21 protein-coding genes are annotated in these 22383 nt (G+C 59.4%); 10 read left to right on the top strand and 11 right to left on the bottom strand.

The features are described from left to right. Window positions 1–704 precede the first annotated feature (704 nt). Window positions 705–1268, top strand: coding sequence for a sigma-70 family RNA polymerase sigma factor (locus BG455_RS16785; protein WP_084386051.1), 564 nt, complete (start codon window positions 705–707; stop codon window positions 1266–1268). Here the strand turns inward: BG455_RS16785 and BG455_RS17225 are convergent. The 3 genes from BG455_RS17225 to BG455_RS00385 all read right to left on the bottom strand — a co-directional run bounded on the left by BG455_RS17225 (window position 1213) and on the right by BG455_RS00385 (window position 2274). Further along, window positions 1213–1380 (bottom strand): hypothetical protein, encoded by a 168-nt coding sequence (locus tag BG455_RS17225; protein ID WP_177190857.1) that lies wholly within the window; start codon window positions 1378–1380, stop codon window positions 1213–1215. The genes BG455_RS16785 and BG455_RS17225 overlap by 56 nt on opposite strands. A 192-nt stretch (window positions 1381–1572) precedes the next feature. Then, window positions 1573–1962, bottom strand: coding sequence for a hypothetical protein (locus tag BG455_RS00390; RefSeq protein WP_071467973.1), 390 nt, complete (start codon window positions 1960–1962; stop codon window positions 1573–1575). Window positions 1963–2022: 60 nt separating this feature from the next. Beyond that, window positions 2023–2274 (bottom strand): hypothetical protein, encoded by a 252-nt coding sequence (locus tag BG455_RS00385; protein WP_071467972.1) that lies wholly within the window; start codon window positions 2272–2274, stop codon window positions 2023–2025. A gap of 475 nt (window positions 2275–2749) precedes the next feature. On the opposite strand from BG455_RS00385, the gene BG455_RS00380 reads away from it, so the two are divergent. Next, window positions 2750–3046: a PRC-barrel domain-containing protein gene (locus BG455_RS00380; protein WP_071467971.1), complete on the top strand. Its 297-nt coding sequence runs from the start codon at window positions 2750–2752 to the stop codon at window positions 3044–3046. 113 nt (window positions 3047–3159) lie between these two features. On the opposite strand, the gene BG455_RS00375 is transcribed toward BG455_RS00380, so the two are convergent. The 3 genes from BG455_RS00375 to BG455_RS00365 all read right to left on the bottom strand — a co-directional run bounded on the left by BG455_RS00375 (window position 3160) and on the right by BG455_RS00365 (window position 6708). Continuing rightward, entirely contained in the window at window positions 3160–4197 is a 1038-nt protein-coding gene (locus BG455_RS00375; RefSeq protein ID WP_170124764.1) for an MraY family glycosyltransferase, read from the bottom strand. 409 nt (window positions 4198–4606) lie between these two features. After that, window positions 4607–5977 carry a sensor histidine kinase gene (locus BG455_RS00370; protein ID WP_170124765.1) on the bottom strand — a complete coding sequence of 457 codons (1371 nt, stop codon included), beginning with the start codon at window positions 5975–5977 and terminating at the stop codon, window positions 4607–4609. A 59-nt stretch (window positions 5978–6036) separates the two neighbouring features. Then, a complete protein-coding gene (locus tag BG455_RS00365; protein WP_071467968.1) occupies window positions 6037–6708 on the bottom strand; it encodes a response regulator transcription factor in 672 nt (223 codons plus the stop codon). A 137-nt stretch (window positions 6709–6845) separates the two neighbouring features. Between BG455_RS00365 and BG455_RS00360 the strand changes: the two genes are divergently transcribed. The 3 genes from BG455_RS00360 to BG455_RS00350 all read left to right on the top strand — a co-directional run bounded on the left by BG455_RS00360 (window position 6846) and on the right by BG455_RS00350 (window position 11187). Beyond that, window positions 6846–7949 carry a Bug family tripartite tricarboxylate transporter substrate binding protein gene (locus BG455_RS00360; RefSeq protein WP_071467967.1) on the top strand — a complete coding sequence of 368 codons (1104 nt, stop codon included), beginning with the start codon at window positions 6846–6848 and terminating at the stop codon, window positions 7947–7949. Window positions 7950–8067: 118 nt separating this feature from the next. Then, window positions 8068–10080 (top strand): tripartite tricarboxylate transporter permease, encoded by a 2013-nt coding sequence (locus BG455_RS00355; RefSeq protein WP_071467966.1) that lies wholly within the window; start codon window positions 8068–8070, stop codon window positions 10078–10080. A 9-nt stretch (window positions 10081–10089) separates the two neighbouring features. Further along, window positions 10090–11187 (top strand): 4-oxalomesaconate tautomerase, encoded by a 1098-nt coding sequence (locus BG455_RS00350; RefSeq protein ID WP_071467965.1) that lies wholly within the window; start codon window positions 10090–10092, stop codon window positions 11185–11187. A 225-nt stretch (window positions 11188–11412) separates the two neighbouring features. Here the strand turns inward: BG455_RS00350 and tcuB are convergent, their stop codons facing one another. The 3 genes from tcuB to BG455_RS00335 are packed head-to-tail and all read right to left on the bottom strand — an operon-like array spanning window position 11413 to window position 14522. Continuing rightward, window positions 11413–12471 carry a tricarballylate utilization 4Fe-4S protein TcuB gene (gene tcuB / locus BG455_RS00345; protein WP_071467964.1) on the bottom strand — a complete coding sequence of 353 codons (1059 nt, stop codon included), beginning with the start codon at window positions 12469–12471 and terminating at the stop codon, window positions 11413–11415. After that, window positions 12461–13831, bottom strand: coding sequence for an FAD-dependent tricarballylate dehydrogenase TcuA (tcuA, locus tag BG455_RS00340; protein WP_071467963.1), 1371 nt, complete (start codon window positions 13829–13831; stop codon window positions 12461–12463). The genes tcuB and tcuA overlap by 11 nt, the downstream gene beginning before the upstream one ends. After that, on the bottom strand, window positions 13818–14522 hold the full coding sequence (locus BG455_RS00335) for a GntR family transcriptional regulator (RefSeq protein WP_071467962.1): 705 nt from the start codon (window positions 14520–14522) through the stop codon (window positions 13818–13820). Before BG455_RS00335 ends, tcuA begins: the two co-directional genes overlap by 14 nt. A gap of 82 nt (window positions 14523–14604) precedes the next feature. Between BG455_RS00335 and BG455_RS00330 the strand changes: the two genes are divergently transcribed. The 5 genes from BG455_RS00330 (at window position 14605) to BG455_RS00310 (ending at window position 20075) form a co-directional block, all read left to right on the top strand. Further along, window positions 14605–15636, top strand: a complete 1032-nt coding sequence (locus BG455_RS00330) for an AbrB family transcriptional regulator (protein WP_084386050.1) — start codon at window positions 14605–14607, stop codon at window positions 15634–15636. Window positions 15637–16141: 505 nt separating this feature from the next. Continuing rightward, window positions 16142–17524 carry an MmgE/PrpD family protein gene (locus BG455_RS00325; protein WP_071467960.1) on the top strand — a complete coding sequence of 461 codons (1383 nt, stop codon included), beginning with the start codon at window positions 16142–16144 and terminating at the stop codon, window positions 17522–17524. A 331-nt stretch (window positions 17525–17855) separates the two neighbouring features. Continuing rightward, on the top strand, window positions 17856–18548 hold the full coding sequence (locus BG455_RS00320) for a GntR family transcriptional regulator (protein ID WP_071467959.1): 693 nt from the start codon (window positions 17856–17858) through the stop codon (window positions 18546–18548). 99 nt (window positions 18549–18647) lie between these two features. Continuing rightward, window positions 18648–18827, top strand: coding sequence for a hypothetical protein (locus BG455_RS00315; RefSeq protein WP_143079848.1), 180 nt, complete (start codon window positions 18648–18650; stop codon window positions 18825–18827). 291 nt (window positions 18828–19118) lie between these two features. After that, entirely contained in the window at window positions 19119–20075 is a 957-nt protein-coding gene (locus BG455_RS00310; RefSeq protein ID WP_071467957.1) for a D-2-hydroxyacid dehydrogenase family protein, read from the top strand. Window positions 20076–20132: 57 nt separating this feature from the next. On the opposite strand, the gene BG455_RS00305 is transcribed toward BG455_RS00310, so the two are convergent. Together BG455_RS00305 and BG455_RS00300 are read right to left on the bottom strand one after the other, a co-directional pair. Next, a complete protein-coding gene (locus BG455_RS00305) occupies window positions 20133–21416 on the bottom strand; it encodes an FGGY-family carbohydrate kinase (RefSeq protein WP_071467956.1) in 1284 nt (427 codons plus the stop codon). Further along, window positions 21413–22381: a class II aldolase/adducin family protein gene (locus BG455_RS00300; RefSeq protein WP_071467955.1), complete on the bottom strand. Its 969-nt coding sequence runs from the start codon at window positions 22379–22381 to the stop codon at window positions 21413–21415. Before BG455_RS00300 ends, BG455_RS00305 begins: the two co-directional genes overlap by 4 nt. Window positions 22382–22383: the final 2 nt, after the last annotated feature.

The following is a 22383-nucleotide window of genomic DNA, read 5'->3' as shown; positions in this document are numbered from 1 at the left end:
CGCTGCCAGATTCTGCGCCTTTGGCGGGAGTGCCGGTTCGTGATTGCGAATCAATATTTTGAATTTGTGAATGTTTTATTTGTGCGGGCAGCAAAGTTTAAGGATATACTATAACATGCGTGCAACCTAGGATTGCAATGTGATCCCTCTCATGCACAATTATTAGTTGAAACTGCCGTATATCATGCTCTTAACGGAACATTTTTGTCAAAATCCGTAGACTGGCATCAAAAGATACCTTAAAATCCTAATTCGATAGAGGCGCTGACTCGGCCGATATCTGGCGCTGCTGCAGTTAGGGCGCGCGTGAAATAGGGTGACGCGACCGATATATCATCGGGTTGTGGGGAATAGGGCGGTTGACCATTGGCGGCCAAGATACGGTCGCACAACATAATCGCACCGGCAAAAGTGCTGTTTGCTCGGGTAGTCGGTCTTGTAACGATAAGGCTTTATCCAAGACAGGGCATAACCTGTGATCAGCACTTCAAAGCGGGCGCGTAAACTGAAGTTTCGGTAACAAAGGGCTTCGCCCTAGTGCAAACACAAGTTGTGGTGCAGCCCCGTTCGGGCACATAGTTCAGGCCTGCCAGCCAAGCTGGAAGCGCTGTGCACCAAGCGGTTGACGCAACAGGTTGCACGCCACGTCCAGCCAACTTGACACCGCGCAGCAGATTTAGGCTGCAAACGCATGGGGACCAGCTGTGTCAGATAATGTATTAGACCATATTGCCGCCTTGCGGAGTTTTTCCAGAGTGCTTTGCCGGGGACGTGACGAAGCCGAAGATCTGGTGCAAGAGACCCTTCTCAGGGCGGTTGAATATAGCGCGTCCTATAAGGCGGGCACAAATATGCGCGGTTGGCTATTCACCATCATGCGCAACTGTTTCTATACGAATCTGAAAAAGCGCCGACATGAGCATACAGGCGCGGATCAATGTGCCTCTGGCAGTGTCAGCACGCCCGCCACGCAAGAGTGGCATATGCAGGGATGCGAGCTGTCACAGGCCTTGCAACAGTTGCCTTTAAGCTACCGGGAGGCAGTGGTTGTTGTTCTGGTCATCGGGGAAAGTTATGCCGATGCGGCGCACTTGCTTCAATGTGAAATCGGAACGATTAAAAGCCGGGTCAATCGGGGCCGTAACATGTTGAAGAAAAAGCTAGAAGACGTGCCGAACATGAGCGCCAAGCCCCGTTGGAAGCGCGGGCCTGTCAGTCTTTGTCGAGATTTTTCAACCGGCTTTCCAGTTGCTGTGCAAGGCGCTTGATCTCATCAGAAACAGGTTCGGACTGAACAGCCTTGAACAGCGCTTTCAGGTCGCGGTCGAGTGAGGCGTCCTCACCGTCATCGGCGGACTCGCCCTTGCTTTGATCTGACATTTCGACACCCTTTAAAACGTTTCGCAGTCTGGCCAAATGCCGACATATCCTGCCGTTCAGTTCCGGCAAGTCGCGGGCTTATAGGCGATTAGCATATATGTTGTCAAAACTAAGATGCGCGCCACGGGGCCGGTATTCCACACGCGTCATTTTCGCGGGTGGGTGCGGGGCCTGCGCGGGCCGGTTCGCTGCCTAACTTAGGGGCGGCAGATCGGGGGAGTCTTGCGCCACGCGTCGCGCAGGTTTCAGGTCAGCGGGCTGCCCCCAAACCGACACGCAGACCTGATCAACCCCTTCGGTGCGGGCATGCGCAGGTTCCAACTCGACGATCCGCACGCGTAACACGGCGTGGCGTTCCAGCGCAGGTGTTACAAATTCGGCAGCTTCAACAGGCAGATAGCCCAGTTGCCGAAGCCGCGTGCCGCCCAATCCGAATGTCCAGCGCACAGGCAGTTTTACAAAAGCGGCTACTCTGTGGTCTTTTTCACATTTCAGATGGACTGTCTGGCCAAGCGTCACGCCAGACCCACGAATGGGAAATTGCAGCCCGTGTAAAGTCGTCTGATGGATAAGTGCCTGCATCCTTCGTCCCCTCGTCGGTTCCTGTGAAGGGGTTATGGCATAGTTTCCCGGATTGGCGAGTTAACTGTCAGCCTGTGGCAACTCGAACGCGATATTCCGCTTATCCAGCGCTTTTAGCACTCCTGTAAGCACTCTCTGTGCGCCAATCCCTTCGCGCAAAACTGCGTCGATTGCATGCGATGTGACGCTATTGTTTTTGATTGTCAGCACGATCCGTTTGCCTGCGCATGCGTCATAAACGATCTGTTTTTTCCCTGTCCGAGACGCCCGCACACCGACGAATTCTTGCCCGTCCTTGCTATGATAGGCCATGAGCGATTCCCTCTGCGTCTGTCACACTGCACAATCTCTGGATAATATATGAAAAATCTCATGATGTAACGAAATTGCTTCAACTGTTCCTGCGCTGTTTCGCAGATGTGACATTTCCGCTTCACAGGTGTGACATTTCCGTGCCGGCGGGTTTTGCCCCGTTGCCAGAGGTTACGCGTTGCAAAAACAGCCGGATAGGGCCGGAAACTACGCAGGTCTTATTGCGCAAGTGCCAGCTACAAGGGGGCACCCCTCGGTAAGCCGCAGACCCTTGCACCGCCATGACCCCAATGGAACGCGTCGCGCTGCTGTGGGTTAGGTGGGTGAAGGTGCCCTCGGCATGTCAATCGGGCGCAATGGCACGAAGAATGTGGCGGTTTTCCCGATTTCTCGCCATGGCCAACGAAATGGCAGTCGAGCTTCTACCCCATTTGCCGATGGCATCTTTACCCTGCACATCAAAGGAGAGAGAGACATGGACCTTAGCGCATATACCCCGCTTGCAACCAGCGAGTTGACCGAAGACACCCTTGTAAATGCCCCTGTTTACGGGCCGGAAGACGAGAAGATCGGCACAATCTCACATCTGCATGGCACAGGGGTCACTATGGAAGTGATTGTCGATGTGGGCGGATTTCTGGGCATCGGGTCCAAACCCGTCAGGCTTGGGCGTGATCAGGTGCATCTGATGCGGGACGGGGCAGGAAAGGTGCACGGGCATACAGCCTGGACGAAAGATCAGCTTAAGGATTTGCCCGAACATCTTGACTGAATGCCCGGCAAGGGCGGCGCGTGCTTGGCGGGTTTCGTGATCTTGCCGCAGAACGTGCCGTCGCGGCCCTGCCACTGTCATGTGCGCGCACGGCAGGGCAGGGTTTGAATTTCTTAATACTGCTCTGCAATTGGTGCGCCGATGCCTTGATATTTCGGGTATGCCGATTGCGGGCTTCGCAGCTTTCTGGAGATGTAGATCGCGGCCACATGTGTCGCACTGAACAATGTGAAAAACACAAGAAGGGCGATCCATGCCAAGGTTGGTTCCTGTGCCAGCCACATGCCCGTTAGCGCAGGCGCGACAATGAGTGGCATCAGCACCACAGTTGTAAGCGGGTTTGTGAGTTTCCTTTTCCGGCTGCCGAAAAAGATAATCTCCAGCCCGCGCCGCACTTTTTGGTGCAAATGCATCTTGTCCGGTGCAAAAACCTCTTTCCGCCGCAACAGGCGGCGCAAGATGGTGTGCAGCGTGTCTGCAAGTGGCCAGAACAGCACAAGGACCAGCGCGGGAACCGCAATTTCGGGGCGCGTGACAGACAGGGTGATCGCTGTCCACGCCAGGATGTGCCCAATCCCATAGGCCCCTGCATCGCCCAGAAACAGGCGCCCGAATGGCCAGTTCAGCAAAGCGAAACCGGCAATCGCGGCAAACAGGGCAAAGGCAAAGCGGCCAATATCGGGGCTTGCATTGGAAAACGCGATAAAGCCCAGCCCCGCCGCCGCAACCATTCCGATCAGCGCGGCCAGACCGTTCATACCATCCACTAAGTTGAAGGCGTGGCAAAAGCCCGATGTGAACAGGATTGTCACCAGAATTGCGACCACCGGAAACGCCAGAAGATAATCGATATATGCGTAGTCAATCGACTCGATCCAGAAGCCCAGCAGCGCTATGGCAAAGACTGACGACACACCCGCCGCCAGCAAACGCATCTTGGCCGAGACAGCACGGCCCGAATCCTCTAGCGCGCCAGCCAGCAGAACTGGGATCGCGGAGATCAGGATCAGACTTGCCATGCCGGTTGGAAAGGATAGGGCGGTATAGCCCAGCATCACAATCAGGCTGCCCATGATCGCAAAGCCGCCCAACCGCAGCGGGTCCCCCTCATGCGAGGCCTGCACTGCTTCGGTGTCGGCACGCTCTCGCATTAATGCCCTAATTTTATGGGAAAAAATGACAATAAAAAATGACAGCACGCAAGATGAGAAAATCCCAACCAGAATCATTGCGTCTTCCAAGTCTGAAGATTTAAGAGAAAGGGCAAACTACCAGCGAAAGATACCATTACCATATAAAGTTATCAGCAAGAGTCAGGGATTGCCAGAAGAAAGCGCTGCAGTGCGGCGTTGTTTTGGGTGCTTTTTCTACTTTACTCAGAAATTGTGCAACCTGTGGGCGCGTGGCTTCTGGGGCGCGCGGGGGGCGGCAAGGTGGCTACCGCTGGCCCGCAAAAGTTAAGTCCCACACGCGCCTGTTGCGACGCATTGCGGGAACCGTCAGTCAGGTGACTTGGCCTGTAACTTCTTGTTGCACGGTAATTTGAAACCGAAAAACCTATCAACTTTCTCGGACATTGCTGTCGCCTGCCAAGGGCAAGGCCAGCACAATGCAACATCCTTGTTCTTTATTTCGGACATAGCATGTCCCGCCATGTGCGGCTGCAATCGAGCGTACGATTGCCAATCCAAGGCCGCAGCCGGACTCGGCCTGCCCTTTTTTGCTGGTTTGCGGCAAGCGCACGAAACGTTCAAACACAAGTTCCGAGGCCGCCTTGGGTATGCCCGGCCCGTCATCTTCGACAAAAAGCATGGCGCGCTGGTTGTCGCGGTGCAGTGTCAGGTTCAATTCGCCACCATTGACAGCCCCGTAGCGCAAGGAATTATCCAGCAGGTTTTCAATGGCTTCGCGCAGCAAGATGTCATTGCCGGTCACGGTCAAACCCTGTTCGGGCGCGTTCAGGTGAATATCGACCCCTTGTTTCAACGCGGCCGGGGCCGTTTTGCGCGCCATGTCGGCGACAAGCTGTGTGAAATCTAATGGCTGGACATTTGTCATCGTCGAATGATCTGCCGCTTCCAGACTTAGCAGTTGCTGGCTTAGGCGGGACAGGTCGCTGGCGGCTTCGTGCAGGTCAAGCAAGCGGGCCTCGCGCTGGTTTGCGTCTTTGGTCGAGAGGGCGGCTTCGGCTTGGGCGCGTATGGCAGCAACCGGATTGCGGATTTGATGCGCAGCGTTGGAGATGAAGGTGTTGCGCCGGTGCAGTTCGGCCTGAAGCCTTGAAAACAGGGAATTCATGGTTTGAACAAGCGGCCGCACTTCGTTGGGGACAATGCGCCTTATGGGGCCAAGCTCTGACGGGCTGCGCAATGACACCGCTTCCCGAAGGTCGATCAGGGGCCGCACGCCCTGCGTAATGCCCACCCAGACAGTCGCCGCCGCCGTGACCAGCACCAAGGCCAGTGTGACAAGCGCCTGTTTAAGGATGGTCATGCTTAGCGCGCGGCGCTGGGTCGTGGTTTGCCAGACAAGAACTGTTGTCCAGCCGTCAAAGAAAGGGTCGGCGATGAATTCGCGCAGCAGAACGGCGCGCACTGGCCTGTCATTATAGATGAAATTGAAAAAATAGGGGTCACTGCTTTGCCGGTCCGCCGGGATAATATCATCGGGCATATCGGTATAGCCTGCCAGAATCCGGCCATCGGCTGCCGAGACATTGTAGAAAATCGGATCACCCAACACCCCGACCAAAGAATTCAGCAGCGCATCGGTGACAACATCGCCCTGCGTGATGATGACTTCGCGGGCGACCACATGCGCCACAACTTTCAAGGCATCATCATAAAGCGTTTGTGACAGGGTTTGTGCCTGCCAGTAGCGCAGGGCACCGGCCACAAGGGCCACTGCGACAAGCGGCAGGATAATCAGCACGAACAACCGCAAACGCAGCGAGCCTGCAAAGGGCTTGCGCCTGAATAGCCCGCCGCGCCTCATGCGTTTTCGACCTGCATCATATAGCCAAGGCCGCGGAGCGTGCGAATGGACACGCCATGCCCGTCCAGCTTGCGCCGCAACCGAGAGACCAGAAGTTCGACAGCATTGGCTTCGATATCTGCGCCGATCCCGTAAATGCGTTCGCCCAGCTGGTCTTTGGACCGCACGCGCCCGATATTCTCGATCAACGCTTCAAACAAGGCCAGTTCACGGCGCGAGATGGTCAATGCGCCTGCGCTGGTCACAAGGCTGCATGCGGCGCGGTTATAGGTGACGCCGCCAATCACCTCTACCTCGCTGCGCGCTTCGGCAGGGCGGCGCGACAGGGCGCGGATACGGGCATGCAGTTCGGCCATTTCAAAGGGTTTGACCAGATAGTCATCTGCGCCCGCATCCAAGCCCGCCACGCGGTCGGACACCTGCCCGTGTGCTGTCAGCATCAGTACCGGAAAGCTTTGCCCGCGCGCGCGCAACCGGCCAAGAATTTGCAACCCGTTCAGGCCGGGCAGGTTCACATCCACCACGGCAAGATCCGCGCCATTCTGCGCCAGAAAGCTGTCAGCTTCCTGCCCGTCTTGCAGCCAGTCCACCGCGTGCCCGGCATCCTGAAGCGACTGGATCAGCGCGCGCGCAAGAATGGCGTGGTCTTCGATCAGCACAATCCGCATCGCTTCTTCCAGCCGGTGGTTGTTGTTTTCTGGCGTTCTGACAGAATACTGACAGGTTTGGTGGTTACGAGTGCCATAGCATGGTAGAGTGTAGAGGCGCTCTTTCGACTGTGCGCAAAATGACTTGGGAGGTCAACATGACATCGACAACATCAACCCGGCGCGGGGCGCTGGGCTATATTGCTGCGGCAGCAGCGGCGGTCACACTGGGTGCGCCTGCGCTGGCGCAAACAGATTTTTCGGGCCAGACAATTGAATGGATCATTCCTTTCGGCACGGGTGGCGGTTCTGACACATGGGCGCGATTCAATGCGCCGTTTTTGTCCAAGCACCTGCCCGGCAACCCGACAGTGGTTGTCGTCAATGAACCCGGTGGCGGATCGACCCGCGGGACAAACCTGTTCGCGCAGCGCGCCCGCCCCGATGGGCTGACCATTCTGGGAACATCCGGGTCCACGCAATTCCCCTATCTGCTGGGCGATCCGCGCGTGCGCTATGAATATCAGGACTGGTCGGTTGTGATGGTCGGCCCGACAGGCGGCGTGGCCTATGTTTCGCCTTCGACCGGGGTGGAAAGCATTGACGATGTCGCCAATCTGCAAGGGCAGCGGCTTGTTTATGCCAGCCAGGGCGCAACATCGCTTGATCTGGTGCCGATGCTGGCGTTCAAACTGCTGGGGCTGGATGTGAACTATGTGTTCGGCTTTGGCGGGCGCGGCGACGGGCGTCTGGCCTTTGAACGTGGCGAGGTGAATATCGATTACCAAACCTCTTCCGCCTTCATCAACAACGTTACCCCGCTTGTCGAAGAAGGCACTGCGGTTCCCCTGATGTCATGGGGCGTTCTGGATGAAGATGGCAATCCGCAGCGCGACCCAACTTTCCCCGATCTGCCAATTCTGGAAGAAGTCTATGAAATGGTGCATGGCGAAGCACCGTCCGGCCCGATGTATGACGCATATAAGGCGTTCAACACGGCTGGTTTTGCTGCGCAGAAAATGGTTGTTCTGCCCGCAGGCGCGTCAGAAGAGCTGGTCGAGACCTATCGTCAGGCATGGCGTGATGTCTTCGCAGACCCAGAATATCTGGACACATTCGTTGCCGCACTTGGCAGCTATGAGCAGGTGACCGACCGTGCCGCCGAGGCATTGTTCACCGCAGGCACGAATATCGACCCCGAGGTTCGCGCCATGGTCGTCGAGATGCTGGAAAGCGAATATAACGTGCGTCTGGGCGACTAAGCCCTGTACCACCCCTTCGGCCATTGCCATGGCCGGAGGGGTTTTCTTTTCCCATGCCTGACGCCGCTTCGCCGCATTCTTGTGTGCGATCTGCCCGCTTGCCCATCGGAGGGTTCTCATGTTCGATATTTTTGTCTCTGCCCTGACGAATATCCTGACGTTACAGCATATCGGTTACATGATGATCGGCGTGATTGTCGGGCTGATGATCGGTATTTTTCCGGGCCTTGGCGGGATTGCGGGCCTGTCGCTGATGATTCCGTTCCTTTACGGCATGGACACGACATCGGCGCTGGCCATGCTGATCGGCTTGGTTGCGGTGATCCCCACATCGGACACTTTTGCCAGCGTGCTGATGGGCATTCCCGGATCGTCCGCGTCGCAAGCCACTGTGCTGGACGGCTTCCCAATGGCCAAACGCGGCGAGGCGGCGCGCGCGCTGTCGGCGGCGTTTTTCGCGTCACTTGTGGGCGGATTGATTGGCGCGGTGGTGCTGACAGGCTTTGTTCTGATCGCGCGACCGGTGATTCTGGCCTTTTCATCTGCCGAATTGTTCATGCTCTCGGTTTTCGGGCTGTCAATGGTTGGCGTGCTGGCGGGCAAGTCGCTGGTCAAAGGCGTGGCGGCCTGTGCTTTGGGGCTGATCATCGGGTCAATCGGGGGCGCACCTGCAACGGGCGAATTCCGCATGGTCTATGGTGTGGATTACCTTTACGATGGTATCCCGCTGATCATTATTGGTCTGGGCCTGTTTGCGGTGCCCGAAATTGTCGATCTGCTGCGCCGTGACCGCGCGATATCAGAGCATAACACGCTGGGCGCAGGCTGGTTTCAGGGCATCCGCGATGTGATGAAAAATTGGTGGCTGACGCTGCGCTGTTCCGGCATCGGGGCGTTGATCGGTGCCATTCCGGGGCTGGGTGGCACCGTGGTGGACTGGATCGCCTATGGGCACGCGGTCCAGACCGTCAAGGATAACCCGAAATTCGGCCAAGGCGATGTGCGCGGCGTGATCGCGCCGGAATCGGCCAATAACGCCAAAGAAGGCGGCGGGCTGTTGCCCACGCTTTTGTTCGGGATTCCCGGTGGCGGCGCGATGGCGGTTTTCTTGGGCGGCATGGTGCTGCTTGGCATCCAGCCGGGGCCCTCGATGGTGGGCAGCAATCTGGACCTGACCTATACAATCGTGTGGTCCCTTGCGCTGGCCAATGTGCTGGGGGCGGGGCTGTGCATCGTTCTGGCGGTGCCGATTTCCAAACTGACGCTGATTCCGTTCAAACTGCTTGCGCCCTTCATGATTGCGGTCATCTGCTTTGCGGGCTTTCAGGCAACGCGCACGCTGGATGACCTGATCACGCTGCTGGTCGTTGGTGTGCTGGGTGTTTATATGCGCCGCTTTGGCTGGCCGCGCCCTGCATTGTTGATTGGTTTTGTTCTGGCCACACAGGCCGAGACATATCTGTATCAGGCCGTGCAATTCTATGGCTGGGAATTCCTGACCCGCACAGGGGTTATGATCATCATCGGGATTACTGCAGGGTCAATCTGGCTGGGCCTGCGCGCCCGCGTGTCCGAGGCGACGCCTGCGGAAATTCTGGCAGTCGAGGCGCGCGACAGCGGCAGCGGCAGGGGCCCTGCCGCCAATATCCGCGCGCGCTTGCCGCAGATTATTTTCGCGGCTCTCGCGCTGGCCTTTTTCGCGGTGGGCATTCAAGATGCGCTGAAGCAAAGCTTTCTTGGGCAGGTCTTTCCATTGATCATGGCCTGCGCGGGCGCAGCATTCACGGCGGTGGTTCTGGGGCTTCTGGTCTTCGGCAAGCCGAACCATGCTGTCTCCAGCGATACCGAGCATGAGGCGCAGGCCGAAGGGGTGCCGCTTCGCTCGACCCTTGGGGCCATTGCATGGGTCGGCTCGCTTGTGGCGCTGACGGCGCTGTTCGGTTTTGCCATTGCGCTGGTCACCTTCTTTGTGGCGTTCCTGAAGCTGCGCGCAAAAGCAAGCTGGCTGATGACTGTGATCCTGACTGCGGGCTGCGCAGGCTTTGTGCTGACCCTCGCCTCGGCGCTGAACATGCGCTTTCCGGGCGGGGTGCTGCAAGACCTTTACCGGCTTCCATGGCCATTTAGCTGAGACTGAGACATGCAAACTGAAATCCCCTTTCTGTTCATGCGCGGCGGCACATCGCGCGGCCCTTACTTCAACGCGGCTGACCTGCCCGATGATCGGGGCCAATTGGCGGCTGTGCTGCGCGCGGTGCTTGGGTCCGGTCATGTGCTGAATATTGACGGAATCGGCGGGGGTGCGACGGTGACCACCAAGGTTGCCATGCTGTCACGCTCGACCGTTGAGGGGGTCGATATTGATTACTTCTTCGCGCAGGTGGACCCGATGCGCGAAGAGGTCGATTTCCGCCCGACTTGCGGGAATATCCTGTCAGGCGTGGGGCCTGCGGCAATAGAGATGGGTTTGGTGCCGGTGCGGGGGCCGCAGACGCGCTTGCGCATTCGCGCGGTCAATACGGGCGCGCTGGTGGATGCGGTTGTGCAGACCCCGGATGGCCGCGTCACCTATGAGGGGGGCACCACGCTTGACGGCTTGCCCGGTAGTGCCGCGCCGGTGGCGCTGAGTTTCATGGGCACGGTCGGCACTATGTGCGGATCACTGCTGCCGACAGGGAATGCGTGCGATGTGATTGACGGGGTCGCGGTGACGATGATCGACGTGGCGATGCCCATGATGATTCTGCGCGCTGCTGATATGGGCCTGCGCGGCGACGAAACCCCCGAGGAAATTGACGCAAACACCGCCCTTCTGGCGCGGGTCGAGGCGCTGCGCTGCAAGGCGGGGCCAATGATGGGGCTGGGGGCAGATGTTTCCGGCTCTGTCACGCCCAAAGTGGGGCTGATTTCTGCGCCGCTTGCAGGCGGTAGCCTGCGCGCGCGCTACCTTACGCCTTGGGCGTGCCATCCCAGCATGGCGGTTACAGGGGGGCAATGCCTTGCCGCTTGTGCTGTGCTGAAAGGGTCGGTTGCCGATGGGCTGTCGGATGTGCCCGCCACAGGGCCAGCGGCGATGCAGATCGAACACCCGTCAGGCGCGCTGGATGTGCTGCTGGATTTCGCGGCGTCGGAAACGGGCGTCGAAATCCGTGCCGCCGGCCTGACCCGTACCGCCCGCCTTCTGGCGCGCGGCAGTGTCATGGTGCCGCGCGGGGTTTGGGACGGGGTGACACGTTAAAGCATAGCGATGAAGTTGCCATTCGGTCGCAAGCTATGCGCGGATTCAAGGGGCGTAGGCCCGCCGCGCCCCACAGGGCTGTGCACCCGCGCGGCGATTTGGCTTGGCGCTGCGCATAGCCTTACTCTTTCGCGGATTTGCCTGGCATAAATCTATCCAGCATGAACCAAGGCTCGCCGCACCACGTCATGACGTGGTGCGGCTTATCTTATGTCCCCATTCACCTTATCGCCGCGCCAAAAGCGCGGCGGTGCGGTAGAACCCATGCACCATCTTTGTGTAGGGTGTTAGGACGAAGAATGCGAAGACCGCGCCCAGATGTATTGCCAGCAAGGCAGGCACAGCGCCGGTGCCGGTGGCGGCATAAAGCGCAAGGCCCGTTGCGGATACCGTGAACAGCAGCAGCACAAAGGCCATCTCGCCGCCCCAGACCCGCGCGGCCCCCAACTCTGGGTCGGCGCGCAGTTTCAGCCATGCCAGCGCACCTGTTCCAAGGCATAGCAGAATGCCGCCCGGAACCCCCAGCAGTTTGGGGGGTGACCAGAACGGATAGGGCGCTTCCCAGCCCAGCCCGTAATGCATCAGCGTCGCAACAGATGTCGCGGCAAAGCACATCAGAAAGCCCCACAGCGTGGCCTGATGCGCATAGCGGCGGGCGTTGGAATAGCGCGCGCCCTGCTCGAAATTGCAGCCCTGATCTGCCCCGCCGGACAGGTTTTTCATTCGCGCGACAGAACTGCCCATATGGCGCAGGCTGGCCCATGTGATCCGCCCGCCGCCAATCTCGCGCCAATAGCTGCGCAGGGAATAGGCAAGCCCTGCAAGGGGCAACAGAAAAGCGGGCGCAAAGATTGCCACCATCGCGTTATGCGCAAGATAGGCATAGAACCCTTCGCCGCTTTCAGGGCGCAGCGTGGCCATAAGGAAGAACAAAAGCGCAAAGCCCGCAATCAGTGCGGCGGCTACGGCCACACCATGGGAATGGAACACGCGTGCAAGGGCCTGCGGGCGCGCGTGGCGTTCCCATGTGTCTTGCCGCAATTCGGCCAGCACAGCGGGCAGGTTCAGGTCGAACTCGTGCGGGGGGGAATATTGGCACGCGTAATAACAGCCGCGGCAGTTGTGGCATAGATTGGCCAGATGGGTTGCCGAAGCCGCTGTCATCTCTGGCAGGGCGAAAAGCTGCGGAAACACATCGCAATAGCCTTCGCAATAGCGGCAGGAATTGCAAATCTGGAACTGGCGCGCGGCCTCGTCTTGTAAGTTCGGGGTGTTATCCAGCATGGGATGCTGCCTCCTGTCCTGCGATGCGTCCGAAAACGGTGCCAATGGTCATACCGAACCCTGCCAGATAGCCTTGCCCAAGGATCGAGCCTGCCATCACCTCGCCTGCGGCCCAGACATTGGGCAGCGGGCCATGCGCGCCTTGTACCTGCGCGCGCTCGGACACTTTCAGCCCCAGATAGGTAAAGGTGACGCCGGGGCGCAGCATATAGCCGTAATAGGGCGGTGTATCGAGCGGGCGCGCCCAGTTGGTTTTGGGCGGCTCCAGCCCGTTGGTGGCCAGCCCGTCCAGCACGCCGGGGGTGAAGCTGCCATCCTGACAGGCGGCATTATAGCGCGCTACAGTTTTTTCCAGTGCATCGCCCGACAGGCCAAGCGCCTGCGCCAGCCCGCCCAGCGTTTCGGCCTTTACCGGCGCGAAGACGGGGGGCATGAACAGCCCCTGCGCCTTTTGGTCGGTAATGGCATAGGCAATCTGGTCGGGCTGAGCGGCGACCAGCCGGCCCCAGATGGCGTAGCGTTTGGGCCAGACATCTTCGCCTTCGTCATAGAACCTGTCGCCATCGCGGTTGACCACCAGCGCATAGGGCACGCAATCCAGCCGCGTGACGATGCCGCCATCGAATTTCGGCGCGCGCCCGTCGATGGCCACGCAATGGCATTGTGTAGGGTCGCCCACCGATTGCGCGCCTTGATCCAGCACATCGCGCAGCACAACGCCGCGATTATAGGGCGTGCCACGGATCAGGAAATTCTCGGCCCCTGGCCCCCATGCGCGGGTCAGCCAGTCAAGATCGGCCTGAAACCCGCCAGAGGCCAGCACCACCGCGCGCCCCGCGATCTGTTCGCCATCCGCAAGCGTGACGCTGTGAAAGCGCCCGTCGCTAAGATCGACATGCAGCACCTCGGCGTTGTAGCGGATCGTTACGCCCAGATCCTCGGCGCAGGCGTAATAGGCATTGACCAGCGCCTTGCCGCCGCCAAGGAAAAACGCATTCGTGCGGTCCAGCGACAAGGTGCCCGAGAGGGAGCCTTGGAAAATGACGCCATGCCGTTCCATCCATGGCAGGCAGGCTTCGCTGTCGCGGATGGCAAGGCGGGCCAGTGTGGGGTCGGTTTGCCCTTTGGTGACGCGCAGCAGGTCGTCGTAATATTCATCTTCGCCGTAAGTGTCTGTCAGCACGGACAAAGGCCCATGATGCATGCAGCGGAAATTGCGGGTGTGCCGCGAATTTCCGCCCCGCATATGTTCGGGCGCGGATTCCAGTATCACCACCCGCGCGCCTGCCTCTGCGGCCTCGATTGCGGCACAAAGCGCGGCATTCCCGCCGCCGACGACCACCACATCATATTGCAACATTGTTGCCCCCGTTCGGTTCGATTCCGTCCATCAATCCCGCTGCGCGCAACTGGCGCAGGCGGATGCGATGCGCCGCCTCGATATGGGCGCGCATCAACTCTTCGGCCCTTTCGCCGTCGCGCGCATGCAGCGCGCGCAGCAAAAGGTCATGTTCCTGTGCCGCGCTGGTGCTGCGGGCAGGGTCATACAAGGTGGATTGCCCAAGTATCAGCAATGTCCGCGCCATCGCCCCGATCGCGCTTTGAAGATAGCGGTTCTTGGCGGCGTTGATCAGCGAGGTATGAAACTGGCGGTTCAGGCGGGCCACCTCGGTGGGCACATCGCTTGCTGTCATCGCGGCATTGATTTCGGACAATTCGTGCAATTCAAGGTCGGATGCGGCGCGGGCGGCCAGCCGCGCGGCGGTGCCTTCAAGCACGGCGCGCATCTCGTACAGTTCCATCACCTCGGCATAGCCAAGCCGCCGCAGGCTGGCGCCTTGCCGTGGCAGATGTTCGACCAGACCATCTGCTTCCAGTCGCCGCAGCGCTTCGCGCACGGGGGTGCGCGAAATGCCAAGGCGCGCGGCCAGTTCAACCTCGCGCAGGCGCGCACCGGGAAGCAGCACACCAAGGCGGATGTCTTCCAGCAGCCTGTCATAGGCATTCTGGCCTTGGGGCAGGTCGGCGACGGATTCTGATGAATTGCGCATGGGAGACTCTGTGACTGCGGGTTTCATGTTGCATACACTTGGATACAAGAGTATGCAACAGCTATGTAATTCGAGAGTCGCCATGTTTACACGCGCCCGCCTGATAACGTTTTCCATCGCCCTTGTCGGTGTCGGGGTGTTCGAGCTTCTTTCGCTGCCCTTGCCCTTTCTGTTCGGGCCGATGTTCGCCTGTCTGTTCGCGGCCCTTGCGGGGGTGCGCATGCAGGGTGCAGGTCAGGTCTCGGTTGCGGCGCGCACTGTTTTGGGTGTGGCTGTCGGCGCGTCGATCACCCCTGCGATTTTGGGCCAAGTCCCGCTAATGGCCATGACCCTTGCGATGATCCCTGTTTATGTGGCGATCATCGGTCTGGTGGGGGTGCCGTTTTTCCAGCGTGTCTGCGGCTTTGACCGTATCACCAGCTATTACGCGGCCATGCCCGGCGGGTTTCAGGATATGGTGCTTTTCGGGCAAGAGGCAGGCGCGAACCCCCGCGCGCTGTCCTTGATTCACGCCACACGGGTTCTGGTTATTGTCACGCTGGTGCCGGTTTTGTTGACAGGCCCTTTCGGCATAGGCCTTGACCAGCCCATTGGCGCACCTGCCCGAGAGGTGCCGTTGGGTGAAATGGCAATCATGGTGGTGGTTGCGCTGGTCGGCTGGAAAGGGGGGGTGCGGATCGGGCTGTTTGGTGCGGCGATCCTTGGCCCCATGATCCTTGCCACGGCCCTGTCACTTGGTGACATCCTGCACCATCGCCCCCCTGCCGAGGCGATCATGGCGGCGCAGTTCTTCATTGGCATGGGCATCGGCATGCAGTTTCGCGGCGTCACACTGGGCGAGTTGCGCCACGACGTGGCGGCGGGTGCGGCCTTTGCGGTTATTCTGGCTGCCCTTGCTGGTGTGTTCACGGTGCTGGCGCATAAGATCGGTGGCGCGCCCATGCTGGAAGCGTTCCTGTCCTTTGCGCCCGGTGGGCAAGCAGAAATGACAATTCTGGCGATTGTGGCGGGTGCTGATCTGGGTTTCATCGTCATCCACCATCTGATGCGCCTGATCGTGGTAATCACCGGCGCGCCAATCATGGCACGGCTGATCTGGGGAAGGCCGAAATAAGCTTTTAAATATCTGCGCAGGCTTTAGGGCTGCTCTTGGCTTGTGGCAGGGGATAACGTTGTGCGGCCGCTACGGCCTGCCACTTGTCTGCGGGTGCTTGTGCGATCGGGGCCAAGCGCGCTGTCGCAAGTGGTGGCTCTACCCTCTGGTGGTCTGGCCGATGACGGTTTTCTGTGACCATGGGCCGGGTCTTGGTCGGACAATCTACGCCGAAGTTCCGCCATATGGTTATTTTGTCTACAATGCAAAATTGAAGCCCTGCGCGCTTGCGTAAAGTTTCTGAGTGTGGGGCGGCGTGCTGCGGCGGAAATGCTGTATAAATTATATCAAGATATTGGAAGAAATTGCCCATAGCAGGTTTCAAAGCTGGGTTGACGCTGGCTGCTCCCAGACTTTTCCTGATTCAAAGTGTTGACAATATGTGTCTAATAAATGTGTATTGTCATACAAATTTGGCCGGTGCCAAAGCTGGCGCGGGCGGTCAGCTGAAAAGGAGATACTGAACATGAGCGGACATCAAGAAACCCCCCCGGGTACACCCGAAGTCACGCGGCTTCTGGCCCAATGGGTTGTGGACCTAGAGGGGAAGGATATTCCGGCGGATGTGCGGCGCGAAGGGTTGCGTACATTCGTCAACTGGGTTGGCTGCGCTGTTGGCGGGGCACGTCATGAAACCGTGGATGCCGCGCTGCGCGCCGTTATCCCGCTGAGCGGTAAACCCAGCGCAACTGTTTTGGGACGCCCCGAACGGCTGGACCCGGCCCATGCGGCATTGCTGAATGGCATTACCTCGCATGTTCTGGATTATGATGACACGCATCTGAAAACGATCATCCATCCGGCTGGTCCTGTTGCATCGGCACTGCTGGCGCTGGCTGAAAACCGGCCAATGTCGGGCGAGGATTTTCTGACCGCGCTGATCGTCGGGGTCGAGGTGGAGTGCCGCATCGGCAATGCAGTTTACCCCCACCATTACGACCGCGGCTGGCATATTACAGGCACTGCGGGTGTTTTCGGGGCTGCGGCTGCGGTTGGCAAGGCCATCGGGCTGGATTGTCAGCGGCTGCAATGGGCGTTCGGTCTGGCTGCCAGCCAATCCTCGGGGCTGCGCGAGATGTTCGGCACCATGACCAAAAGCTTTCACCCCGGACGTGCCGCGCAGAATGGCATGATGTCGGCCTTGCTGGCCGAAGCAGGCTTTGACAGTTCCGAGCGTGCAATTGAGGCCCCGCGCGGCTTTGCCAGCGTCATGTCGGACAAGCAGGACTGGTCCGAAATTCTGGGCGATCTGGGCCAGCGTTGGGAAGCCGCGCTGAACAGCTACAAACCATTTGCCTGCGGGATCGTGATTCACCCTGCCATTGAAGGGTGCCAGAAGATACGCGAACAGATCGGAGCGCGCGTTGCCGATATTGCCTCGGTGCATCTGACCACGCACCCGCTGGTGCTGGAATTGACCGGCAAACGCACCCCGCGCACAGGGCTGGAAGGCAAGTTCAGCGTCTTCCATTCTGCCGCAGTCGCTTTGCTGCATGGCGATGGCGCGCCCACTGCTTTTACGGATGAGATGGTGAATGACGCCGCGGTGGTCGATTTGCGCGACCGGATTCACGCGACGGCGGACAGTTCTTGCCACGAGGCGTCGGTCACGGTTGAGGTGACCTTCAAGGATGGCAGCACAATGACGCAGCATATCGAGCGCGCGATAGGCAGCCGTGACGTGCCGCTGACCGATGCCCAGATCGACCACAAGTTCACAGTGCAGTCGGCCTTGGTTATTGGTGAGGCTGCAACTGAAAAGCTGTTGCAACTGGCATGGCGCAGCCCTGAGCTAAGCGATATCGCGGAAATCGCGCGCTGTTCCAGCGAAGGTGCAGTGAGCGCATGACCCATGGCCGGGCCTTGCGGATTAAACAGGGGTGAAATCGGACATGAAATCGTCCCTGCCTATATCCGCATGGCCTGCGCTGCTGGTTGTGCAGGCCAGCCTATAGGTTGGACAAACCCGCCGATCGGGCGAAACGCGAGAGATATTGTCAGGGCTGGTGGGGGTGTTGGTCTGCGCACGGGGGTTATTGTGCTGGCACAGGCAGCCCCAACAAGATGGGCTGCGCGATCCTTCAGGCAATCGGGGCGGGCGCTTGAGGGAAAAAGCGGTTCAGCGCATGCCCGCTTTGCTGTAACGGTTAAGCCCTGAGCAAGTGAAATATGGTAGCGATATGACCTTATCTACAGACCACGCCCCTGATACGGGCGATATGAGCGACAGGTCTGTTTCGCGCACCGAGCAGATTGAGCAGGCGCTGGAGAAGCTGATCCTTGCCGGAGAGTTCAAGCCCGGAGAGCGCCTGATCGAGATCGACTTGGCGCGCCGCTTTGGCACAAGCCGTGGCCCTTTGCGCGAAGCCATGCAAGCCCTTGCCGCGCGGGGCTTGGTGGAAATGGCCAGAAACAAGGGCGTGATTGTCAGGTCAATCTCGACGCGCGAGGCGATGGGGCTGTATGATGTGCGCGCCGCCTTGTTTGGTTTGGCGGGCCGGATTCTGACAGACCGGCTGACCGACATCATGCTTGAAACCATGTACCGCTTTGTCGAGGAGATGGAAGTCTTAGCAAAGGCGCGGTCCTTCGAAGACTATTACCGCAAGAACCTTGCCTTTCACGACTTCCTGATCACGGCGACCAATAATCAGGTACTTGCAACGGAATATCGCGGTTTCGTCAAGAAACTGCACCTGTGCCGCGCCAGATCGCTGGTGCAGGCGGGCGGATTGGCGGTGTCGAACCGCGAACATGCCGAAATGATTGACGCAGTGGCGTCTGGCGACCGGCTGCGCGCGCAAGAGGCATTCTTTCGCCATGTCGAGCGCGCGAAAATACGTTTCATGTCTACAATTCACGAAGAAGACTGACAAAGCTATGCGCCTGACGCATAGCCGGATTACGCTATGCTGCGTTGCAACATAGCCGCCACGGGCATAATTGATGGTCATCCTGAAAGGAAAGACATCATGCACAGCGTTACGACTGTACCCGCTTCGACACTGATCCTTGACCGCATTCTGGCGGCTTTGGCCGCGATCGGTGCCGGTTTTGACCGTCTGTATGCAGCCATAAACGTATCGAATGCTTACGAAGATGGCCGTGAGCCTGCCTATTCCGACTTGAAGACGCTGGGTATCGTGGACTGACAGTCTGCGATACCGGCGTATTTGCGGCCACAAGATATGTCTAGTCTGGCCGCAAATGTGGCGGGCTTTGCCACGCAGACGCGCAACAAAAAAGGGTCGTGGCCCTAAGGCCGAAGCGCGTGCATCTATGCGTCACATGCAACTGTTAACCAGCATCGCAAGCGCTGCCCATCGTCACGCGCCTGCGTGGAATTTTTGTGACCCGTCACGTTGTGCGACTTACCGCCGCGACTTAAAGAGCTTATAGTTTGGACAGGCGCGCCGGAAACCACCCAAAGACGGAGTAAAGTGATGCGTATCGCAATCTTGGATGATTGGGCCGGGCGTGCCCTTGGCATGGCGGATTGGGACAGTCTTCAGGCCGAGATAACAGTCTTTCAGGATACGCTGCATGACGAAGATGCACTTGCCGCGCGCCTTGCCCCGTTTGACGTGATTTGCCTGATGCGCGAACGCACCCGAATGCCCGCATCGCTGATTGCGCGACTGCCGAAACTGCGGCTGATCGTGACAAGTGGAATGCGGAATCTGGCCCTTGATGCACAGGCCGCGAAATCCCGCGGGATTACTGTGTGCGGCACTGGGGGGCGCAAGACAACCACATCCGAATTCGCAATGACGCTGATTCTGGCCATGGCCCGAAACCTGCTTCCCGAGGCGCGCTCTGTCGCTGCGGGCGGGTGGCAGTTGGGGCTTGGGCGCGACCTTGATGGAATGACGCTTGGCCTGATCGGTGCCGGATCGATTGGGGCGCAGATGGTTGAACGTGCGCGCCCATTCGGGATGAATATCATTGCTTGGTCACAGAACCTGACCGATGCGCGCTGCGCCGAGTTGGGAATTACGCGCGCCTTTGGCTTGGCGGATCTGATGGCGCGCTCGGATGCCGTTTCCATTCATCTTGTCTTGTCAGAGCGCACACGCAACCTTGTCGATGCCGCAGCGCTTGCGGCCATGAAGCCCGACGCCATGCTTGTGAACACGTCGCGCGGGCCAATTGTTGACACGGGTGCCTTGCTGGATGCGCTGCGCGCCGCGCCCGCGCGCAAGGCGGCGCTGGATGTCTTCGATATCGAGCCGTTGCCCAAGAACCATGCGATCCGCGACCGCGATCTGATCGAGAATGGCCAGCTGCTGCTGACCCCGCATTTGGGTTATGTCACCCAAGCCACATGGCGGCTGTTTTATGGCGAGACGGTCGAGGCCATTCGCGCCTATACCCAAGGAAGCCCCATCCGCCAGCTATAGCCCTGCAGAGTTGACCCGCGATGTGACGGCGCTGCCCTGATCGCGGGGCGCGCCTGATTATGCTGAGATGCCGGATTGAACCAGTCGCGCGGTACCGACAGCGGCTTCGGGGGTTGGTGTTTTATAGACGGGTACGCCCAGCACGCGCGCCCTGATCTTTGTCCAGGTGTCGTTTTCCGCGCCACCACCGGCAGTTGTGACATAATGGGGAAATCCGGCCCCAAGCGCTGCCATCACGTCATATGACTGCTTTTCGATCCGCGCGATGCTTTCAAGCAAACCGTGCAGGAATGCGGCATCATCTGTTGGGCGCGGCTCAAGGCGGGGGGCAAGGGTTGGGTCGTTGACAGGAAAGCGCTCTCCTGTCTTCAAAAGCGGGTAATATTCCAGCGGGCTTGTCTGCGCAGGGTCAATTTTTTCGGACAAGGCAGTTAACTGTGGCCCGTCGAAAAAATGTCGCAGCACGCCCCCGCCGGTGTTAGAGGCCCCGCCCAACAACCAGCCTGCGCCCAGCCTGTGTGCATAAAGCCCCATTTCGGGCGCATCGATACGGGTTGCGGAAAAAAGCTTGACCGCAAGTGTTGTGCCCAAAGACGTGACCGCGGCCCCTTGGGTCAGATCGGACGCTGCGAGAAATGCGGCGATGCTGTCTGTGGTTCCGGCATGAACCATCGTGGCGCGCGACAGGCCAAACATAGTGGCAACCGTCGCACAAACCGGCCCGAAGGGTGCGCCGGGGGGCAGCGCATGGGGCAGCAGATGGGCAGGCAAGGGCAAGTTTGCCATCCAGTCCGGCCATGCTGCGGCTGCGGGGTCCAGACCTGTCTTGAGTGCGTTGTTGTAATCGGTCATGCCGCCTTTGCCCATAAGGCGTGCTGCGATGAAATCTGCCTGATGCAGCAGATGTGCTGCGCGTGCTGACGGGTCTTCTGCGACAAGGCGCAAGGCCCGCGCCAGCGCAGAGCCTGCGCCATTGGCGACATGGGATTGGGGCGCGTGCCGCGCGATAAGTGTGGCTTCGCGGGTGAAGCCCGCATCGTCATACATCAGCGCGCGGGTTACAGGCACCAATGCGCGATCGGTCAGGACAAGACTGCCAGATGTTCCGTCAACACCGATGCGGGTGATTTCGGCAGGGCTGTGCCCGATCTGTGAAAGACTGCGCATTTGCGCGCTCAGGCAGTTTGTGACGGCGGCCCACCATGCCTCGGGGGTGCAGCGGTCACTGTCGCGCGGGCCATATGCGCTGCGCGCCGAGGCAAGCGGCCTGCCGGTGGGGTCCAGCACTGCAGACCGGACCCCCGATGTGCCAAGGTCTATGCCCAATGCCAATGCGGTCATGATCGGGCCGCCAGCGCCTGACGGTATTTTTCTGCGTCCCAGTTCAGCAATTCGGCTTCGGCATCTGGCCCGATGGCCTTTGCGTTCCAGCCTATGGGCAGCCGTGACAAGACATCGGACAAACACCGCAGCATCGCTTTTTGCGATGCTGTCGCGTTCAGGCGAAGTGCTATTCCGCGCCCCTCGACTACAAAGGCGGGTGGTTTGCCCGCATGGTCGGCGCGCGGCAAAGCTGGCCCAAGAAAGACCACATGATCCGGATAGTAAGAGCCAGCGATTGCACGCGCACAGGCGACGGGGTCGGTGGCGATCCAGCTTTCCTGCGCCCATGAAAACCCGTCGGGCGGCGGATGGGCGTGCATTGGCCATTCTGTGTCTTTGGGCTGCATTGCAAGGCGGGTTTCCACCTCTTCCATCAGATCGGCGGTGGCGGCGATATTCGGGCCACAAATGACCAGCCCGTGATTGGCCAGTACAATGACCTGCGTGCGCCGCCCGATGCAGCGCAGGATGTTGCGCGTCAGCGGCAAGCCGGGCTTGGCATAGGGTACAAAGGCGCAGGGCAGCCCTGCCAGTTTTTCCTGTGCAATCCGCAACCCTTCGGTGCTGATCGCATGGGTCAGGGTTGCGACGGAATGTGTGTGCACCACAACAGGCCAGTCCAGCGCGGCATGAAATGTCGTCTCGATCGAGGGGCGAAGGCTGAGCGTGGGGTCAAGAATTGTGGCCCTGCACGACCCGTCCCCGGCCTGTTCGCGGGCTTCGGCCAGTGCTGCGGCGCGGTCCACCGCCACGAAGATATCGGCGGTTTGTGCATCTGCCAGCTCTGTGCCCGATGCTTTCACCCACATCACATCCCCTTCTTTGAGAGAGGTGTTGCCGCCCGGCCCTTGTACGCGCAGCCGGTCCTGCCCCAGCCGTGCCGAAAGGGCACGGAACGCAGGAAAGGTGGTCGGAGTGATCATCT

Source organism: Roseinatronobacter thiooxidans, assembly GCF_001870675.1.
GTDB classification, from domain to species: domain Bacteria; phylum Pseudomonadota; class Alphaproteobacteria; order Rhodobacterales; family Rhodobacteraceae; genus Roseinatronobacter; species Roseinatronobacter thiooxidans.
The sequence above is the reverse complement of the archived record's forward strand: the minus strand, read 5'-3'. Positions and strand labels throughout refer to the sequence as shown.

Bases quoted from the DNA above. Each gene is read 5' to 3' on its own strand.
- BG455_RS17225 (WP_177190857.1), bottom strand. From the start codon at position 1,380: ATGTCAGATCAAAGCAAGGGCGAGTCCGCCGATGACGGTGAGGACGCC.
- BG455_RS00390 (WP_071467973.1), bottom strand. From the start codon at position 1,962: ATGCAGGCACTTATCCATCAGACGACTTTACACGGGCTGCAATTTCCC.
- BG455_RS00385 (WP_071467972.1), bottom strand. From the start codon at position 2,274: ATGGCCTATCATAGCAAGGACGGGCAAGAATTCGTCGGTGTGCGGGCG.
- BG455_RS00380 (WP_071467971.1), top strand. From the start codon at position 2,750: ATGGACCTTAGCGCATATACCCCGCTTGCAACCAGCGAGTTGACCGAA.
- BG455_RS00375 (WP_170124764.1), bottom strand. From the start codon at position 4,197: ATGCGAGAGCGTGCCGACACCGAAGCAGTGCAGGCCTCGCATGAGGGG.
- BG455_RS00365 (WP_071467968.1), bottom strand. From the start codon at position 6,708: ATGCGGATTGTGCTGATCGAAGACCACGCCATTCTTGCGCGCGCGCTG.
- BG455_RS00360 (WP_071467967.1), top strand. From the start codon at position 6,846: ATGACATCGACAACATCAACCCGGCGCGGGGCGCTGGGCTATATTGCT.
- BG455_RS00355 (WP_071467966.1), top strand. From the start codon at position 8,068: ATGTTCGATATTTTTGTCTCTGCCCTGACGAATATCCTGACGTTACAG.
- BG455_RS00350 (WP_071467965.1), top strand. From the start codon at position 10,090: ATGCAAACTGAAATCCCCTTTCTGTTCATGCGCGGCGGCACATCGCGC.
- tcuB (WP_071467964.1), bottom strand. From the start codon at position 12,471: ATGCTGGATAACACCCCGAACTTACAAGACGAGGCCGCGCGCCAGTTC.
- tcuA (WP_071467963.1), bottom strand. From the start codon at position 13,831: ATGTTGCAATATGATGTGGTGGTCGTCGGCGGCGGGAATGCCGCGCTT.
- BG455_RS00335 (WP_071467962.1), bottom strand. From the start codon at position 14,522: ATGCGCAATTCATCAGAATCCGTCGCCGACCTGCCCCAAGGCCAGAAT.
- BG455_RS00330 (WP_084386050.1), top strand. From the start codon at position 14,605: ATGTTTACACGCGCCCGCCTGATAACGTTTTCCATCGCCCTTGTCGGT.
- BG455_RS00325 (WP_071467960.1), top strand. From the start codon at position 16,142: ATGAGCGGACATCAAGAAACCCCCCCGGGTACACCCGAAGTCACGCGG.
- BG455_RS00320 (WP_071467959.1), top strand. From the start codon at position 17,856: ATGACCTTATCTACAGACCACGCCCCTGATACGGGCGATATGAGCGAC.
- BG455_RS00315 (WP_143079848.1), top strand. From the start codon at position 18,648: ATGCACAGCGTTACGACTGTACCCGCTTCGACACTGATCCTTGACCGC.
- BG455_RS00310 (WP_071467957.1), top strand. From the start codon at position 19,119: ATGCGTATCGCAATCTTGGATGATTGGGCCGGGCGTGCCCTTGGCATG.
- BG455_RS00305 (WP_071467956.1), bottom strand. From the start codon at position 21,416: ATGACCGCATTGGCATTGGGCATAGACCTTGGCACATCGGGGGTCCGG.
- BG455_RS00300 (WP_071467955.1), bottom strand. From the start codon at position 22,381: ATGATCACTCCGACCACCTTTCCTGCGTTCCGTGCCCTTTCGGCACGG.